Genomic DNA, 16429 nt, shown 5'->3' on the forward strand with positions numbered 1-16429 from the left:
AGAGTTCTTGCATAATTAATTTTTGAGAGTGCAAAAATGAGAAAAATAGACATAAAATTGCATAAAATCCCTAAATAGAGCATTTAATTGATTAATGCTCATTCTTAATTCTCCTGACGACCGACTACTGGCTTCTGACTCCTCACCTAACGGAAGATTTTTGATTTTTGCAAGAGGTCTATAATTGATAATTCATAATTCCCACTTCTCCCCTCTCCCTACTTCCCCACCTCCCAATTCATAATTCATAATTGATAATTCATAATTCCCACTTCTCCCCACACCCCAACCCCTTTTTTTACTGAAAAATGATGTTTTCCTTCCTGAAAAAAAGCTATAAATGGCTAGGACTAGCGATAATAACGGTGATTTTGGCGATTACACCCGCCGCCATTGCCCAATCAACCACTAGCACCATACCTCTGGCAAAAATTAACTGGTTACAGGCGATTTTTTTGGGATTTGTGCAGGGAGTGACGGAATTTTTGCCGATTAGCAGTACCGCTCATCTAAAAGCGATTCCCGTCTTTTTGGGTTGGGGAGATCCCGGTGTCACCTATACAGCAGTGATTCAATTGGGCAGTATTGCGGCGGTATTATCCTATTTTTGGCAGGATTTAAGGCAAATATCCACAGGAATGGTGAAAGCGGTGGCTAGTTCCGATTATCGTTCCCAGGATTTTCGTTTAGCCCTGGGGATTATCCTAGGCACAATTCCGATCGTTTTCTTCGGTTTGTTAATGAAACTTTTCATTCCCGATTTAGATAACTCCCCCTTGAGAAGCATGACAGCGATCGCCTGTGCCTCCATAGTCATGTCTTTACTCTTAGCTACGTCCGAAAAAATCGGGAAACATAAACGCAGTTTTGAGACTTTGCGACAAAAAGACGGGGTTTTAATGGGATTAGCCCAAGCTTTAGCCCTAATACCGGGGGTATCTCGTTCTGGGTCCACCTTAACTGCCGGGTTATTCATGGGTTTAGAAAGGGCCGTAGCAGCGCGATTTTCCTTTCTGCTGGGGATTCCGGCGATAACTTTAGCCGGTTTAGTGGAATTTAAAGGCGTTCTCGACCAGATTAACACCAGTGAATTAATTCCCCTGGGTATTGGGGTAATTTCCTCGGCGATATTTTCCTATCTTTCGATCGCTTGGTTATTAGATTATCTCAAAAAACAGAGTACCTGGGTTTTTGTCTGGTATCGTCTCTTTTTCGGGGTTACTATCCTGATTGGTGTGGCCTGGGGGCGTTTTTCCTAACTTTTTGGCATTCTAATTAATTTCCAAAAAATCTCGCAATTTTTTTAGATAAGTAGGGGCATCTTCTAACAGGGGAAAGTGAGCAGTATTAGCCATCTCCACATACTGGATATTATTATTCAAATCCGCCGCCATTTTGCCCATTTTGGCAGGAATAATAATATCTTTTTCCCCCGATACTAAAAGAGTTGGCACCTTAATCTCAGCAAATTTACCCAGCATAATTTCCACTGCCTTTTCACACACAGATGTATAAATTGTGGCTAGGGCTGCCTCGTAATCCGACGCTAAAAAATCTTCTAAAAAAGCAATTCTTTCTGATTTTGGGATCGATCAATGCAAAAATCTCGCCATAAATAATTGATCGGCAAAAGGTACTTGGCTCTTCTAGGTTCTGTGTGATAAGTTTAACTTACATAGGATCGATCTTTGTGTCCTCTGTGTCTCTGTGGTTCCCTCCACTCCCTCGCCAGCAGGACTGTATCTCAGAATACATTTTACCCACCAAATCCAAAAGAGCCGGTACTTTTAAAAACCAATCATAACGAAACTGTACCATATACTTACCGAATTTATGGAAGGCAGCAAAAGCCGCCTTGTCCCTGTGGAGAAACCCAGTTTCCAGTTGAGAAACCGGGTTTCTTTGTCTATGGAGCGATCGCAATTAGCCCTAAACCAATCTAACAGGTAGGTTGACTGGCGCGATTAGTTGAAGTTTAGACATAATTGTGTTAATTATGTTTTTTTAATGCAGATGAATAGCTTGGCAATAAGGCTATCATCAATTATAATTAAAATCAATAAAAACAGATCAGCGATATTTGAGAATAATTGTAATTATGAAATTTGTGTTAAGTTCTCAAAATGTTTATGACTATTTAATCGACCAAAAAATCTGCGATCGCTTTCTAGAAAATCCGGGAGTAGAGCAGATTCAGGCTAAAAATTTTAACTTATTAGTGACTTTACCAGAGGGGCGAAAGTTACTGGTTAAACAAGAACAATTTATTAATTTACAAAAGGAAACGGTGGGTGAGTTTTTTGGGGAATGGCGAATCCCCAAATTTCTAGAGAACTTTCCTGAAATTGACCATTGGCGTAGTTTTCTGCCAGAATTACTGCTCCACGATGCTGATAACTCAATTTTAGTTTCTACTTATCTGGATAATTATCAGGATTTAGCAGAGTTTTATTCTAAAGAGAATCTCTTTCCGGCTCAGGTTGCTACTCAAATCGGCAGTTGTTTGGCGACAATTCACCGTGATACCTGGAATCAGAGTATTTATCGGGAATTTTTTGTCAAAGAAGAGTTTGCTGGAAAACCGAAAGTATCTCCGCTATTATTAGAGAGTTTGGAAAGGATCGGTCCTGAAATTTTTGGACTGGCTCCGATGGATGGATTGAAATTTTTTGCACTTTATCAACGATATGATAGCTTAGGAGAAGCAGTTCATCGAGCCAGTGAAACTATTTCTCCTATTTGTCTGACTCACAATGACATCAAGCTGAATAATATTCTTCTGAATCGAAACTGGGAAGATATTAATGGAAATGCGATACGGTTGATTGATTGGGAAAGGTCTGATTGGGGAGATCCAGCATTTGATTTGGGCATGGCGATCGCTAGTTATCTACAAATTTGGTTGGGTAGCTTGGTGATTAGTAATTCTCTCAGTATTGAAGAGTCTCTGCGACTAGCCACTACTCCCCTAGAATTACTGCAGCCATCTATCGGTGGGTTAACTTTAGCTTATTTAGAAACTTTCCCAGAAATCTTAGAATATCGTCCTGATTTCTTAAAGCAAGTAGTCCAGTTGGCTGGTTTTTCTTTAATTATTGCAATTTTGGCCATGGTTCAGTATCAAAAAATCTTTAATAATACCGGAATTGCTATGCTTCAGGTAGCCAAGGCTTTGTTATGTCGTCCGGAATCATCAATGCCCACGATTTTTGGAGCTACTGCTACTCAGTTAAATCAGATGAATTCTTCTGTTGTTGGCCAAGTTTAATATCGTTGAGTATCTTGAAAAATTATGTCATTACTTAATTCTCAATTTCATCATTTAGCCCCTGAGGTTAGAGGTCGGTTAAAGGAAGCTTTGTTAGATATTGTTGAAAATCTCGAAATTTCCGCCGATTTTTCGATTCGTCATCCTAACTATCAACCCTGGGAAATGCCTGCTGAGATGTTGTCTCGGATTCAGGCTTTACCGAAGGAAATACAGGATAAATATATGAGTTTACAGTTGAGGAGTTTTCTTTATGGCATTTATTATAATGGGTCGATGCAAGCATCGCAAGCATTAGGTTCTGAGAATAAGGGTCAGCAATTAGATTTGGAGAATAATAGTTTTGCTGGCGTAGCTATGGACTTTTTTTTACAGTTGGAAGCAGCGAACAAGGGGGAGGGATATTTTGATTCGGGTTGGTCAATTTTGAGAGAGGAAACCGATGGCAGTTTGGCTGTGACTAAGGGCGGTTTGCGACTGCATATCCAACGGGAAAAGCATCTTCAAGAGTCTGAGCAAGCGGCGGCAGTGGGCGGTTTTGTGTCAGTTTTGATGCCTAAGAATTTTGTACAAAATGGCTTTTATATGGCGGTGGGTAATGCCGGTTTACAGAGAGAGCAAGCTATGGTGCGGCTCTATTTTAATGTTACTCCCGAAGGCGCAGTGGCTGTGATGACTGGGTTGACTGAAAGGTTAAATGAGAGGGGGATTCCTTTTAGTTTTAAGGCTTTATATAATCCAGTTGATTATCAAAGATATGATGCTGGGGTGCTTTATTTTGGCAAAACAGATTATGATTTGGTCAGGCAGGTTGTGGCTCATGTTTATCAAGAAAATCGGTCTGTTTTTAAGCCAGAAATACCTTTGTTTACTCTGGAGTTAGCGCCGGGTTTGGGGTTGGCGGAAGAACCGGACAAAAAGTTTGGCAGTGAGGAGAGTTTTGGGATGAATCGCTGTCAGATTATAGCCAATGGGTTGTTGATGGCTTGGCAACAGGAGGACAATTCTGCGGCGGGTCGGATTGCTGCTATTTCTGAGCAGTTTTCTGGGTTGGGGATTGATTGGCAGCGTCCTTATTTGAATGCTGATTCTGAGGATGTTTATCAGGGATTAGAGTTGGCAGACTGATATTAGTCGCCTATCTGGGAATCAAAGAGTGATCGGCCCGTCGGTAGATTGGCTCTTCTGGTTTCTGTGTGGAAACGAGGTCTATACTGATAGAATATCCGCAAAATAGTCCTAAAAGTCTTGCCAAATAAGCACTTCAGGATTACATAAGCAAAAATTATCACACAAAGTCGAGAAGAGCCGTAGATTTTAGCCTCATTAGGTCATGGGGCTATTTTTTTGACCCGCCACCTCCCGAACCCTGGGCAGAGAGATATAAAAAAGACATAATTGGGTTATTTATGTCTTGAAAAACCAACCTCGTTGATACGAGAGTATGGGCATTTGCGGTCATAATCTACATGAAGTTACGGTGTTTAGTCGCTAAAATTGAGACATAATTGAGTCATTTAGATGAATTTGAAAGTTGTTTAACCTATTGTCATTGTTGGAGAGTTAGGCAATAATACTACTCGTAGGGAAAGGAAAAACATAAATCTGATTACCTCTGCGTAAGTTCTATCCCCTTTCCAAAGAGGAAGTAAAAATGGCTAATATTACTATTTCTGAGTTACGCCCTGCTGGTGCGGATTTACTCTTTGATTCTGAAAGCTTTTTAGATTATCTAAATGATGACGAGCTTTACATTGTTTCTGGTGGAGCCGTAGGGACGATAACGACAGTGACAAAGACAACGTTAAAGACAGTTGTTGTGACCACTTTTGCTTGTGGAGTGGTTGTTGGTATCGCCGCAGTTGGTGTTATTGCTTGGACGATCTCAGAATAAAAATAAAGGATGAGTATTATGCAAAAAATCACGATTGACAACTTAGAGTGTCCTGCTGGATATGATTTATTCCTTGATTCTGAAAGCTTTTTAGATGAAGTACATGAATCTGAATACCAGAGAATCAATGGTGGATCTACACCAACTACACCTACAGTTAGTAGTGGTGCGTGTTTCGCAGGAGGTGTGGCAGTTGGGGCGGCTATATCGGCTGGCATTTTATGGGGTGTAAAGAAAATTTTAGGTGAGGATTCAGGTCATACAAAAAGCAGTCAACCCCTTGCTGTGTAAGCATTTAGGGGAATTATCGACAAATGCTCATTCTCATTAAGAAACGCTGAAAGCCTTAATTTTCGTGCTTATTGAGAATAAAACTGTTAGTTTAGCGAGTTCTGAGATTTTAGAAGCCGCTCTGTGACTGCATTTGAGACACCTGAATCCTTACAATTTTAGCATAGAATTTACAGTGTAAATTCTATTTAGAGACAAAAGACTAGGATTTACCTAGGTAAACCTGATTTTTTTGTCTCTAAATAGGAAGCTATTTTCGGATAAAAAATCTACTTAAAATAGCTTCTATTTACTTTTATTGATGAGTTGAACTACTCCAACCTTGTCCTTAAGCCACTCGCCAAACAACTCTGACCAAATTTGATAGCGTAACTGATCATTTAACTCTGGCTGTATAATTTCCTCCACTAAAATCAAGCTTATCCCTTTAGCTTTCACAATAGGTTTAAGCAACTGAGGAGGTTTCGTAGCAAACACAGCAGCAGATATTTCTGGTTTTAAATCCTGGCGACGCTGTACCCCCAAATATCCACCCTGACGGCGTAACTCTTTATCCTCAATATACTTGCGAGTCACATCATGGAAACTCATTTCCCCTAGCAAACCCTAATTAATTTCCAAAAAATCTCGCAATTTTTTTAGATAAGTAGGGGCATCTTCTAACATGGGAAAGTGAGCGGTATTAGCCATCTCCACATACTGGATATTATTATTCAAATCCGCCGCCATTTTGCCCATTTTGGCGGGGATGATAATATCTTTTTCCCCGGATACTAAAAGAGTTGGTACCTTAATCTCTGCAAATTTACCCGGCATAATTTCCACTGCCTTTTTACTCACAGATGTATAAATTGTGCCTAGGGCGGCCTCGTAATCCGCCGCCAAAAAATCTTCTAAAAAAGCAATTCTTTCTGATTTTGGGATCGATCGATGCAAAAATCTCGCCATAAATAATCGATCAGCAAAAGGTACTTTTAAAAACCAATCATAACGAAACTGTACCACATACTTACCGAATTTATGGAAAGCAGTAAAAGCGGCTTTATTATACTCAAAAATGCCATTACAGGTTAAAATTGCTTTGACTACTCTTTCGGGGTACATAGTAATAAAAAAAGTCGCCACCGATGCCCCCATAGAGTGACTATTGAGATAGATTTTTTCAATTTCCAAACTATCTAAAAACAAGGCTAAATCAAGGGCATATTCTTCTAAATCGTAGGAAAGATCGGGGGATTTTTCCGGCAATTTAGACCGACCAAAACCCCGCATATCGTACAATAAACAATCAAAGCGATCGCAAATTGCCGCAGCCGTTGATCGCCAATAGCGTCCCGATCCTCCCCAACCATGAATAAACACCATGACTGGCTTTTTCTGGGCAGATTCCGACTGTCGAATCCACTCGTAATAGTGGGGAACACCGCGGACAGTGATTGTTTTATCTATTATTTGAGTTTTCATGATAGATGTCGTCTTCCAGATTATCCCAAATCTTAGCCAGTGCAGTTTCGCTGACTTTTTGCCAGAAATCCGAGTTTGTCTCCTCCGGGATGAGGGTGACTAAAACCCTAGTACCCTCTGGAATCGGCACAGATTCGAGGAGTTCGATCCGGCCTTCTTTGACGATCGCGGGAACGGTGTTCAGCATGGTTAACCTCGATTTTTCCCCTTAAGCGGATTCTTGACTGGGTAGAGAGGAAGGATGAACCAATAGATCTGCCGTGGAACGTTTTTCCACCATTTCGCGGGTGATTAAACATCGTTTCACGTCTTTGCGCGAGGGCAATTCGTACATGACATCGAGCATTAATTCCTCGACAATACCCCGCAGGGCCCGGGCCCCAGTTTTGCGACGATAGGCCTCTTGGGCGATCGCTAGGACGGCATCAGATTTAAACTCTAACTGTACATTGTCCATCTTCAACAGTTTTTGATACTGTTTCACCAAAGCGTTGCGGGGTTGCGTCAGGATAGCGATTAAAGCTTCCTCATCCAGGGGTGACAGTGCCGCTAGGACGGGAATCCGACCGACAAACTCTGGAATCATGCCAAATTTGACTAAATCATCGGGAGTCATTTGTTTTAATAACCCTGCCGCTACCTTATCCTTACTAGCTTGGCCATCTCCCGGTTGAATAAAGCCCATGGATTTTTTACCGAGACGCTGATCGATCACCTTATCTAAACCGACAAACGCCCCACCGCAGATAAACAGGATATTGCTGGTGTCAATCTGAATACAATCCTGATAGGGGTGTTTGCGGCCGCCTTGGGGGGGAACATTGGCGATCGTTCCCTCTAACATTTTCAGTAAAGCTTGCTGCACCCCTTCTCCGGACACATCCCGGGTAATCGAGGTATTTTCGCTCTTGCGGGCAATTTTATCGATTTCATCGATGTAGATAATGCCCCGCTGCGCCTCTTCCACGTCCAAATCTGCCACTTGTAACAGACGCAAGAGAATATTTTCCACATCTTCCCCCACATAACCGGCCTCGGTTAAAGTGGTGGCATCGGCGACGGCAAAAGGTACATCGAGGATTTTGGCCAGAGTTTGAGCTAGAAGGGTTTTTCCCGATCCTGTGGGACCAATTAACAGAATATTGGATTTTTGCAGTTCGATGCTATCTTCTGGACTACCGCCACCGGCTTTTTGGGTTTGGATATCTTTGAGGCGTTTGTAATGGTTATAAACGGCCACAGAAAGCACTTTTTTCGCCTCATTTTGACCGATAACGTAGTCATCGAGGTATTTTTTAATCTCTCTGGGTTTGGGAATTTGTTCCCAAGTGGTTTTGTTTTGGCCCGATCGCCGTTTGTTGGGACGTTCCTCCACTGGGGCGACCGGACTGGGCGGTTCCATCAATTCCTCATCGAGAATTTCGTTACACAGTTCCACACACTCGTCACAAATATAGACCCCCGGCCCGGCGATTAATTTTCGCACTTGTTCCTGGGATTTGCCGCAAAATGAACACTTGAGGTGGGAGTCGTACTTAGACATAGTTTATTTACAGGGAAGTAACGGGAACGGTAGGATCGGGCAGTTCGGGACGGGAAATCACCAGATCGATTAACCCATATTCTTTGGCTTCGACGGCCGACATGAAAAAGTCCCGTTCGGTGTCGTTGGCGATACGATCGTAGGGTTGACCGGTGTGATGAGCCAGCATGGTATTGAGTCTCTGTTTAATATAGAGGATCTCTTTGGCTTGGATGGCGATATCACTAGCTTGACCTTGGGCGCCGCCGAGGGGTTGGTGAATCATGATCCGGCTACTGGGTAGGGACATCCGTTTACCTGCCGCGCCACCACAAAGCAGGAATGCTCCCATACTAGCGGCTAAACCGAAACAAATTGTCGCCACGTCGGGGCGAATTTGTTGCATGGTGTCGTAGATAGCTAGTCCGGCATAAACGGAACCACCGGGGGAGTTGATATAAAGTTGGATATCCTTTTCGGGATCTTCTGCTTCCAAGTAGAGGAGTTGGGCGACGATCGAATCAGCGACCTGATCATCGACGGGGGTTCCCAAAAAGACAATTCTCTCGCGCAGGAGTCGAGAATAGATATCAAAAGCCCGTTCACCCATGCCAGACTGTTCGATTACCACGGGTAAAACGTTAGCTAGGGAGTTTCTCCCCGTGTTGGCGTAGATAGCAGGGCGACAATTACTGGTAATTGGGTAGTCAGGTGATCTCGATTCGAGCATAATTTTTTCGGTTCCGCTATCACAATCTTAGGGGTTTTGCTTGGCTGTGGAGCTTTTACTGGCAAATGTTAAGCATCTTTAGCACTTCTGTCCATCTATTATGCCCTAAGTTTCCCCCGGTTGGCAGGAATCAGTCATCAGTTATCGGTGATCAGTTATCAGTGATCAGCTTGTGAAGGCAAAAGGCAAAAGGCAAAAGGCAAAAGGCAAAAGAAAGAATCTGGCAATTGTCTTACCTAAAAATAAGGTTAGAAACTAAGCACATCAAAGCTTTTAGCTTAATAAATTAGGTTTTAGATTCGGTCGAGTTGTCAGTGATCACTGATCAGTTATCAGGGAATGGGGGGATGGGGGAATTCAACCAATACCCTAAAACCCCAACACCCCAAAACGACTGCTAACTCCTTACGGTTATTCTTCCTCGGCTGCCAACACTTCCACTTCGGTGAATGCGAAGGTTTCTTCTGTTTCCTCCTCCTCGCTTGCTTCCTCCTCTAGGGAACCTTTGGGGACGAGGGTGATAGTAGCTTTTTCTTTCAGCCATGCCAGGGTGTTTTCCGCCAGGATTTCTTCGGCGATCACCTGTTCCAGACGCTCTCTATCTATGTCGCGATCGGACAATTGCGCCATGATTTTGGCGATTTTTTCCGTTACCGCTTCGGGACTGACTTCAATGCCTGCGACTTTGGCCAATTCCTGCACCACGAGAGTCTGTTTCAGACTTTCGATCGCATCGGGACGGGTGCTTTCCCGCAGTTTGGGAATATTATCTTTTGTAAACAACTGGTTGACATCTAGCCCCATTTGTTGGAACTGCATGAAGCTTTGGGTCAAAATTTGCGTCACTTCCTTTTCGATCAGCGTCTCCGGTAAATCTAAAGTCGCACCTTTGACTAATTCCTTGGTTAAAGCCTCATAAATGCTGTCTTTGGTTTCCTTTTCCGCTTGTTCTTGGAAAAGTTTCTCTAAACTTGCTCTTAATTCGGCGATTGTTTCCTGATCGCTGACTTCTTGGGCAAAATCGTCGTCAAGCTCTGGTAATTCCTTGGCTTTTAACTCTTTCATCGTAATGGTAAAAATTACCGGCTTTCCTGCCACATCTTCTTTGGGATAATCTTCTGGGAAAGTTAAAGTCATCTCTTTGACTTCTTCCGGTTTCATGCCGACAATTCCTTCCACCATCCCCTCGATAAAGCGTCCTGCTTCCATATCCACCCGCAGATCTTCACCGTCAATATCCGGGATATCTTCGCCAGTTTCGGCGGATTTTCCCCGATAATCAACGATCGCCACATCTCCCAGCTGCGCCCCGCGATCTTCCACGGGAACCAATGTCGCTAATTGTTCTTGACGCTCTTTAAACCAACTTTCCACGGATTCGGGATCATAAGCGGTTTCTTCGGCAGTAACGCTCAGATTTTCGTAATCTCCGAGAATAATTGTCGGGGCCACATCCACGGAAGCTGAAAAAGTCAAAACTTTACCCGGTTCATAGGCAGCGATCAAATCCTCAAACTTAGACAATAGCTGCGGATTGCCCAGGGACTCGATCCCCTCCTGTTTCAGGGCAGATTCGAGGCAATTCTCGATTAATTCCTCAATTACTGCCGCTTTTACCGCCTTAGTTCCCAATCTTTGCAGAAGAATCTGACGGGGAACTTTCCCGGGACGAAAACCGGGTATATTGGCCGACTTCGCTAAATTATTTACCACTTTCTCGTGGGTGTTTTTCGTGGTTTCGGCGGGAATTTCAATTTCTAAACCTATCTGACTGGCAGGAAGCTTTTCCTGAATAACTTTCATTGATTTTTCTAGCTCTTACGACAAGGAACGTTTATAATAGAGTGAGCGGTGTTTACGCCTGCGGTGGATACGTCCCGCTCATGATATTCTAGGGGAATAGCTGCAGTTGCTCCCCAAGCTCTCACAATCTTTTTATTTTAGCGGTCAATGGGGTATATTTAATTTATTCCGTCCTTGGGGCAGTTAAGCCCAATCAGAAAATTTTGCTGATCAAAAGCCGATAAGTCCAAGCTTGAGAATAACTCGGTGGGCAGAAAAAGATTTTTACTTTAACGATTTCTTCGGATCATTATCATCACCCAACTCGTCAGGAGGTCACACAATTTGAGTCAAAAAGTACGGGTCGCTATTTTAGGAGCCACCGGGGCCGTGGGAACGGAATTACTAGAGTTATTAGCTAGTCGTCAATTTCCTCTCGCTAGTCTAAAATTACTCGCTTCCGAGCGTTCTGCTGGAAAAACCCTCAATTTTCAGGGCGAAAGTCTCCTCATCGAAGCGGTAAACGAGCGCTCTTTTCAGGACGTGGATATCGTTCTCGCTTCTGCGGGGGGTTCCACCTCAAAAGCTTGGGCGAAAACTATTGTCGAGTCCGGTGCGACAATTATCGATAACTCCAGTGCTTTTCGCATGAATCCGGAAGTGCCTCTGGTTGTCCCGGAAATCAATCCCGACAGTGTGGACAATCACCGGGGCATTATCGCTAATCCCAACTGTACGACAATTCTTTTAGGAGTGGCGATCTGGCCTCTTCACCAAGTACAGGCGCTCGAGCGAGTAGTAGTTTCTACTTATCAGTCCGCTAGTGGTGCTGGAGCGCGAGCAATGGAGGAGGTAAAACAGCAAGCACAAGCAATTCTTGACAATCGGCAACCTCCGACCAATTCTTTCCCCTATCCCCTCGCTTTTAATCTTTTTCCCCACAATACCCCGATTAATGGTCAAGGGTACTGCGAGGAAGAAATGAAAATGGTGAATGAGACACGCAAGATTTTTGCTTGTCCGGGGTTGCGGGTTAGCGCCACCTGTGTACGGGTTCCCGTCCTGCGGGCCCATTCGGAATCGGTTAACCTAGAATTTAGTCGGCCTTTTTCTGTAGTGAAAGCCAGAGAAATTCTTCAGTCCGCTCCGGGGGTAAAATTAGTGGAAGATTGGGACGCTAATTATTTTCCCATGCCAATTGATGCCACCGGTCGCGATGATGTATTAGTGGGCCGTATCCGTCAAGATATCTCCCATCCTAACGGTCTAGAATTGTGGCTATGCGGTGATCAAATTCGCAAGGGTGCGGCTTTAAATGCCGTACAAATTGCCGAACTTTTAGTCAAGAAAAATCTCGTCGGTTCAAGATTAGCAACAGTTTGATAATTAAGCTATCAGCCATCAGCTAAATCAAGGCGATGATAACTATAAAAATAGCTAATTAATCGGGTAAATAAAGTCTGAAAGCTGATTGCTGATCGCTCAAAAACTGATAACAAAGGACGAATCTAAAACCTAATTTGTTAAGCTAAAAGCTTCAATGTACTTAGTTGATAACCTTTTTTTGCTGATAACTAATAACTGATAACTGATCAATGAGTGAAACATATTTTGGACGAGTAATTACGGCGATGGTGACACCCTTCACCGTCGAGGGTCAAGTTAATTATGGGATGGTGGAAAAATTGGCCGATTATCTAGTTACCCACGGTAGCGATGGTATAGTGGTCTGTGGGACGACGGGAGAATCACCCACCCTAAGTTGGCAGGAAGAATACGAACTATTTAGTATTGTCAAAAAAGCGGTTAATGGTCGGGGAAAAGTGATCGCGGGGACGGGTTCTAATTCCACTTCCGAAGCGATCGAAGCTACCCAACAGGCTGCTAAACTGGGTTTAGATGGTTCTTTACAAGTGGTTCCCTACTACAATAAACCACCCCAAGAGGGTTTATACGAGCATTTTTGTGCCATTGCCAAAGCTTGTCCCGATCTGCCAGTAATGCTTTATAATATCCCTGGTCGTACTGGTCAAAATATGACCCCAGAAACGATTATTAAACTGGCGGCAGTTGATAATATTGTGGCGGTAAAAGAAGCTAGTGGTAATTTAGAACAAACCTGCAAGATTTACTGTCACACCCCTGAAAATTTCGCTATTTATTCCGGCGATGATTTTCTCACCTTACCCCTGATGACCTGTGGTGCGGTGGGGGTGGTCAGTGTTGCTAGTCATCTAGTAGGAGAAGAAATCCAAGGGATGATTCAAGCTTTCTTAACTGGAGACGCGGCCAAAGCGATCGAGATTAATTTGAAATTATTTCCCCTGTTTAAAGGTTTATTCTGTGCCACTAATCCAATTCCAATTAAAGCGGCCTTAAATCTAGTCGGTTGGGAAGTGGGGGGTCTAAGACTTCCTCTATGTTCCTTAAGTCCCGAACTAGAAGAAGGATTAGCAAAAATTATGCAAGAATTGGCTTTAATCTAGAAAAATACTAGAAAATTTGGCTAACTAAACTAGGATTTTTTCGAGAAAGTAGGTTATAATATTAATAGCTTAACTAGAAGAAAAGAAATATAGTTTAGAACGGCGAGAAAGTATTGATATAAGTGAATTTAGCTAGGTGTTATTCCCCTAGTCAGACTTATTCTAACTATTCATTTTTTGAGATTTCCTGTCTACAAAACCCACCTGAAAAATCACCATAACTTACCATCAAAGGATACCTAATGAATCAAGATAAAACCGAAGCAAAACTAAAGATCATTCCCCTAGGAGGATTACACGAAATCGGCAAAAACACCTGTGTTTTTGAATACGATGATGAGATTATTCTCTTGGATGCCGGTTTAGCTTTTCCTTCCGATGATATGCACGGGGTCAATGTAGTGCTTCCCGATATGACTTATCTAAGAGAAAATCGCCATAAAATTAAGGGTATGATCGTTACCCACGGTCACGAAGATCATATCGGTGGCATTCCCTACCATCTCAAACAATTTGATGTACCAATTATCTACGGTCCGCGTCTAGCGATGGCTTTATTGCGGGATAAATTGGAAGAAGCAGGATTAGCAAATCGTACCAAATTAGAAACCGTAGTTCCTCGGCAAATGGTGCGTTTAGGTAAATCTTTCATGGTGGAATATATCCGCAATACCCACTCGATCGCCGATAGTTTTTGTGTAGCAATTCACACTCCTTTAGGGGTAGTTATTCACACGGGAGATTTTAAAATTGACCATACTCCTGTGGATGGCGAATTCTTTGATCTACAAAAAATTGCCGAACATGGCGAGAAAGGGGTGCTATGTTTATTGAGTGATTCCACTAACGCGGAAGTACCCGGTTATACTCCCTCGGAAGCTTCCGTTTATCCCGGTTTAGAGCGGGTTTTTAACCAAGCAACGGGACGGATTATGATCACTACCTTTGCTTCCTCGGTGCATCGGATTAATCTGGTGTTGAAATTGGCCCAGAAATTTAACCGGAAAGTGGTGGTAGTGGGTCGATCGATGTTAAATGTCATCGCTCATGCGCGCAATTTGGGGTATATAAAATGTCCCGATGATCTGTTTGAACCCTTGAAAGCGACCCGCAATTTAGCCGATGATAAAATCGTCATTTTAACCACAGGCTCCCAGGGGGAACCTTTAGCGGCCATGACGCGGATTTCTAAGGGTGAACATCCTCATATTCGCGTGCGTCAGGGGGATACGATTGTCTTTTCCGCTAATCCGATTCCGGGTAATACCATCGCTGTGGTCAATACAATTGATCGCCTGATGATGCAGGGTGCTAACGTGGTTTACGGACGCGATAAGGGAATTCACGTTTCCGGCCATGGTTCCCAAGAAGACCATAAATTGATGCTATCTTTGACCCGGCCGAAGTTTTTTGTGCCAGTGCATGGAGAACACCGAATGCTGGTCAAACACGCTCAGATGGCCCAAAGTATGGGTATTGCTGCCGAAAATATGGTGATTGTCAAAAATGGTGACACGATCGAGTTAACTGGCGATCGCATTGCCATCGGCGCTCCAGTGCCTTCGGGAATCGAGTTAGTCGATCAAGCGGGTGTAGTCCACGAACACATTATGCAGGAAAGACAACAGTTAGCCGAAGATGGTGTGATTACGATCGCATCCTTCGTTAACGGTGAGGGACAATTAAGCGCACCTCCAGAGATTAATTTGCGCGGTGTGGTCACAAAAGTGGAAATCTCGCTGCTGAATCAGTTAATTATTCGGGCGATCGAACGCTGTTTAAGCGATCGCATCGGTGAATTTAAAACCGCCACGGGGTCCCCGGATTGGGACCGTTTGCGGGCCGAAATCGAGACGACTTTGCAACGTTTAATCAAACGGGAGTTACAGAGTCAACCTCTAGTGATTTTCCTCCTGCAAGCGGCGGCAACGCAACCAGCGAACAATCGTACTTATCGCCGCCGTCGTCCCGCAGCCACCATGGCCTCCTAATAGCAGTGAGCAGTAATCAGTAATCAGTGATCAGTAAACAGTGAAAAGATGGCAAGAAACTGCTATTTAATACTGGTCACTTAACACATACTGCTCACTTAAAACTCAAATCTGATAACTGTTAACTTACCCACTGATAACTGATAACTGATAACTGATAACTGATCATGTTCCATGCTGCCGATTTGCGATCGCTGCTGACCGCCGTTGCCAGGGGAGAAATTAACCCGGAGACAGCCTTAAATAAACTTAAACATCTCCCCTTTGAACCGGTGGAAGACTTCGCTAAAATTGACCATCATCGTCAATTAAGAACGGGATTTCCGGAGGTTATCTGGGGGCCGGGTAAAACTACGGCTCAAATCGCCCAAATTATCGGTGTATTGCGTCAAAATAGTCCCGTGGTTATGGCCACCCGGATTGAAGCAGAGATAGCAGCCCAGCTACAGGAACAGGTAACAGACTTAGTTTATTATCCCTTAGCCCGCATCTGTGCCATTGCCGCAGCCGCTCCAGAAAATACCCCAAAAGGGATAATTTCCATCCTAACGGCGGGAACTGCCGATATTCCCGTAGCGGAGGAGGCGGCGGTTACTGCTCAATTATGCGGTTTTTCCGTGCAGCGTCTCTGGGATGTGGGAGTAGCGGGAATTCATCGCCTCTTGAATCATCGCCATCTACTGGATGCCGCCGATGTGTTAATTGTTGTTGCGGGAATGGAAGGAGCCTTACCAAGTGTGGTAGCGGGATTAGTCGATCGTCCGGTGATCGCCGTTCCCACCAGTATCGGTTACGGAACCAGTTTCGGCGGTATTGCTCCTTTGTTAACTATGCTCAATTCCTGCGCGGTCGGTATCGGTGTGGTTAATATAGATAATGGTTTTGGGGCTGCCATGTTAGCCGGCCAAATTTTACGCACGGCGGCCAGATTAGCCTAGATTTTCCCTCATCTCAGGCTGAAGATCCTATACAGTTGGTATAGGGATAAACTACTTTGAAAA

Annotated in this window: 15 protein-coding genes and 1 pseudogene; 9 read left to right on the plus strand and 7 right to left on the minus strand. The window is 43.7% G+C overall.

Translation table 11 applies throughout. The annotated features are described in order from the left end of the window. Positions 1-308: 308 nt before the first annotated feature. A complete protein-coding gene (locus tag IM473_RS05915) occupies positions 309-1259 on the plus strand; it encodes an undecaprenyl-diphosphate phosphatase (RefSeq protein ID WP_287657893.1) in 951 nt (316 codons plus the stop codon). A gap of 12 nt (positions 1260-1271) precedes the next feature. Here the strand turns inward: IM473_RS05915 and IM473_RS05920 are convergent. Next, a pseudogene (locus tag IM473_RS05920) lies at positions 1272-1637 on the minus strand (alpha/beta fold hydrolase); the annotation flags it as partial. A gap of 461 nt (positions 1638-2098) precedes the next feature. Between IM473_RS05920 and IM473_RS05925 the strand changes: the two are divergent. The 4 genes from IM473_RS05925 to IM473_RS05940 all read left to right on the plus strand — a co-directional run bounded on the left by IM473_RS05925 (position 2099) and on the right by IM473_RS05940 (position 5453). Further along, positions 2099-3268: a phosphotransferase gene (locus IM473_RS05925; protein WP_287657894.1), complete on the plus strand. Its 1170-nt coding sequence runs from the start codon at positions 2099-2101 to the stop codon at positions 3266-3268. A gap of 24 nt (positions 3269-3292) precedes the next feature. After that, positions 3293-4396: a T3SS effector HopA1 family protein gene (locus tag IM473_RS05930; RefSeq protein ID WP_287657895.1), complete on the plus strand. Its 1104-nt coding sequence runs from the start codon at positions 3293-3295 to the stop codon at positions 4394-4396. A gap of 526 nt (positions 4397-4922) precedes the next feature. Continuing rightward, positions 4923-5162, plus strand: coding sequence for a hypothetical protein (locus IM473_RS05935; RefSeq protein WP_287657896.1), 240 nt, complete (start codon positions 4923-4925; stop codon positions 5160-5162). Positions 5163-5171: 9 nt separating this feature from the next. Further along, complete coding sequence (locus tag IM473_RS05940; RefSeq protein ID WP_287690384.1) at positions 5172-5453, plus strand: hypothetical protein; 282 nt, start codon at positions 5172-5174, stop codon at positions 5451-5453. Positions 5454-5738: 285 nt separating this feature from the next. Here IM473_RS05940 and IM473_RS05945 read toward each other — a convergent pair whose 3' ends face one another. The 6 genes from IM473_RS05945 to tig all read right to left on the minus strand — a co-directional run bounded on the left by IM473_RS05945 (position 5739) and on the right by tig (position 10972). After that, positions 5739-6044: a peptidylprolyl isomerase gene (locus tag IM473_RS05945; RefSeq protein ID WP_287657898.1), complete on the minus strand. Its 306-nt coding sequence runs from the start codon at positions 6042-6044 to the stop codon at positions 5739-5741. A gap of 15 nt (positions 6045-6059) precedes the next feature. Continuing rightward, entirely contained in the window at positions 6060-6917 is an 858-nt protein-coding gene (locus IM473_RS05950; RefSeq protein WP_287657899.1) for an alpha/beta fold hydrolase, read from the minus strand. Then, positions 6895-7104 carry a hypothetical protein gene (locus IM473_RS05955; protein WP_002752152.1) on the minus strand — a complete coding sequence of 70 codons (210 nt, stop codon included), beginning with the start codon at positions 7102-7104 and terminating at the stop codon, positions 6895-6897. Before IM473_RS05955 ends, IM473_RS05950 begins: the two co-directional genes overlap by 23 nt. A 21-nt stretch (positions 7105-7125) precedes the next feature. After that, positions 7126-8460, minus strand: a complete 1335-nt coding sequence (gene clpX, locus IM473_RS05960; RefSeq protein ID WP_008207299.1) for an ATP-dependent protease ATP-binding subunit ClpX — start codon at positions 8458-8460, stop codon at positions 7126-7128. 7 nt (positions 8461-8467) lie between these two features. After that, positions 8468-9169, minus strand: a complete 702-nt coding sequence (clpP, locus tag IM473_RS05965) for an ATP-dependent Clp endopeptidase proteolytic subunit ClpP (protein WP_002736918.1) — start codon at positions 9167-9169, stop codon at positions 8468-8470. 411 nt (positions 9170-9580) lie between these two features. Then, positions 9581-10972 carry a trigger factor gene (tig, locus tag IM473_RS05970; protein ID WP_287657900.1) on the minus strand — a complete coding sequence of 464 codons (1392 nt, stop codon included), beginning with the start codon at positions 10970-10972 and terminating at the stop codon, positions 9581-9583. A 324-nt stretch (positions 10973-11296) separates the two neighbouring features. Between tig and IM473_RS05975 the strand changes: the two genes are divergently transcribed. From IM473_RS05975 to larB, 4 genes are all read left to right on the plus strand, one after another. Then, entirely contained in the window at positions 11297-12334 is a 1038-nt protein-coding gene (locus IM473_RS05975; RefSeq protein WP_287657902.1) for an aspartate-semialdehyde dehydrogenase, read from the plus strand. A 212-nt stretch (positions 12335-12546) separates the two neighbouring features. Next, positions 12547-13437, plus strand: coding sequence for a 4-hydroxy-tetrahydrodipicolinate synthase (dapA, locus tag IM473_RS05980; RefSeq protein ID WP_287657903.1), 891 nt, complete (start codon positions 12547-12549; stop codon positions 13435-13437). 242 nt (positions 13438-13679) lie between these two features. Further along, positions 13680-15428, plus strand: a complete 1749-nt coding sequence (locus IM473_RS05985; RefSeq protein WP_287657904.1) for a ribonuclease J — start codon at positions 13680-13682, stop codon at positions 15426-15428. A gap of 167 nt (positions 15429-15595) precedes the next feature. Then, positions 15596-16366 carry a nickel pincer cofactor biosynthesis protein LarB gene (gene larB / locus IM473_RS05990; RefSeq protein WP_287657906.1) on the plus strand — a complete coding sequence of 257 codons (771 nt, stop codon included), beginning with the start codon at positions 15596-15598 and terminating at the stop codon, positions 16364-16366. The last annotated feature ends 63 nt before the right edge of the window (positions 16367-16429 follow it).

It is taken from the genome of Microcystis sp. M015S2 (genome assembly GCF_020245945.1).
GTDB lineage: Bacteria > Cyanobacteriota > Cyanobacteriia > Cyanobacteriales > Microcystaceae > Microcystis.

Excerpts from the sequence above, each read along its gene's own strand:
- IM473_RS05915 (WP_287657893.1), top strand. The coding sequence starts at position 309 with ATGATGTTTTCCTTCCTGAAAAAAAGCTATAAATGGCTAGGACTAGCG.
- IM473_RS05925 (WP_287657894.1), top strand. The coding sequence starts at position 2,099 with ATGAAATTTGTGTTAAGTTCTCAAAATGTTTATGACTATTTAATCGAC.
- IM473_RS05930 (WP_287657895.1), top strand. The coding sequence starts at position 3,293 with ATGTCATTACTTAATTCTCAATTTCATCATTTAGCCCCTGAGGTTAGA.
- IM473_RS05935 (WP_287657896.1), top strand. The coding sequence starts at position 4,923 with ATGGCTAATATTACTATTTCTGAGTTACGCCCTGCTGGTGCGGATTTA.
- IM473_RS05940 (WP_287690384.1), top strand. The coding sequence starts at position 5,172 with ATGAGTATTATGCAAAAAATCACGATTGACAACTTAGAGTGTCCTGCT.
- IM473_RS05945 (WP_287657898.1), bottom strand. The coding sequence starts at position 6,044 with ATGAGTTTCCATGATGTGACTCGCAAGTATATTGAGGATAAAGAGTTA.
- IM473_RS05950 (WP_287657899.1), bottom strand. The coding sequence starts at position 6,917 with ATGAAAACTCAAATAATAGATAAAACAATCACTGTCCGCGGTGTTCCC.
- IM473_RS05955 (WP_002752152.1), bottom strand. The coding sequence starts at position 7,104 with ATGCTGAACACCGTTCCCGCGATCGTCAAAGAAGGCCGGATCGAACTC.
- clpX (WP_008207299.1), bottom strand. The coding sequence starts at position 8,460 with ATGTCTAAGTACGACTCCCACCTCAAGTGTTCATTTTGCGGCAAATCC.
- clpP (WP_002736918.1), bottom strand. The coding sequence starts at position 9,169 with ATGCTCGAATCGAGATCACCTGACTACCCAATTACCAGTAATTGTCGC.
- tig (WP_287657900.1), bottom strand. The coding sequence starts at position 10,972 with ATGAAAGTTATTCAGGAAAAGCTTCCTGCCAGTCAGATAGGTTTAGAA.
- dapA (WP_287657903.1), top strand. The coding sequence starts at position 12,547 with ATGAGTGAAACATATTTTGGACGAGTAATTACGGCGATGGTGACACCC.
- IM473_RS05985 (WP_287657904.1), top strand. The coding sequence starts at position 13,680 with ATGAATCAAGATAAAACCGAAGCAAAACTAAAGATCATTCCCCTAGGA.
- larB (WP_287657906.1), top strand. The coding sequence starts at position 15,596 with ATGTTCCATGCTGCCGATTTGCGATCGCTGCTGACCGCCGTTGCCAGG.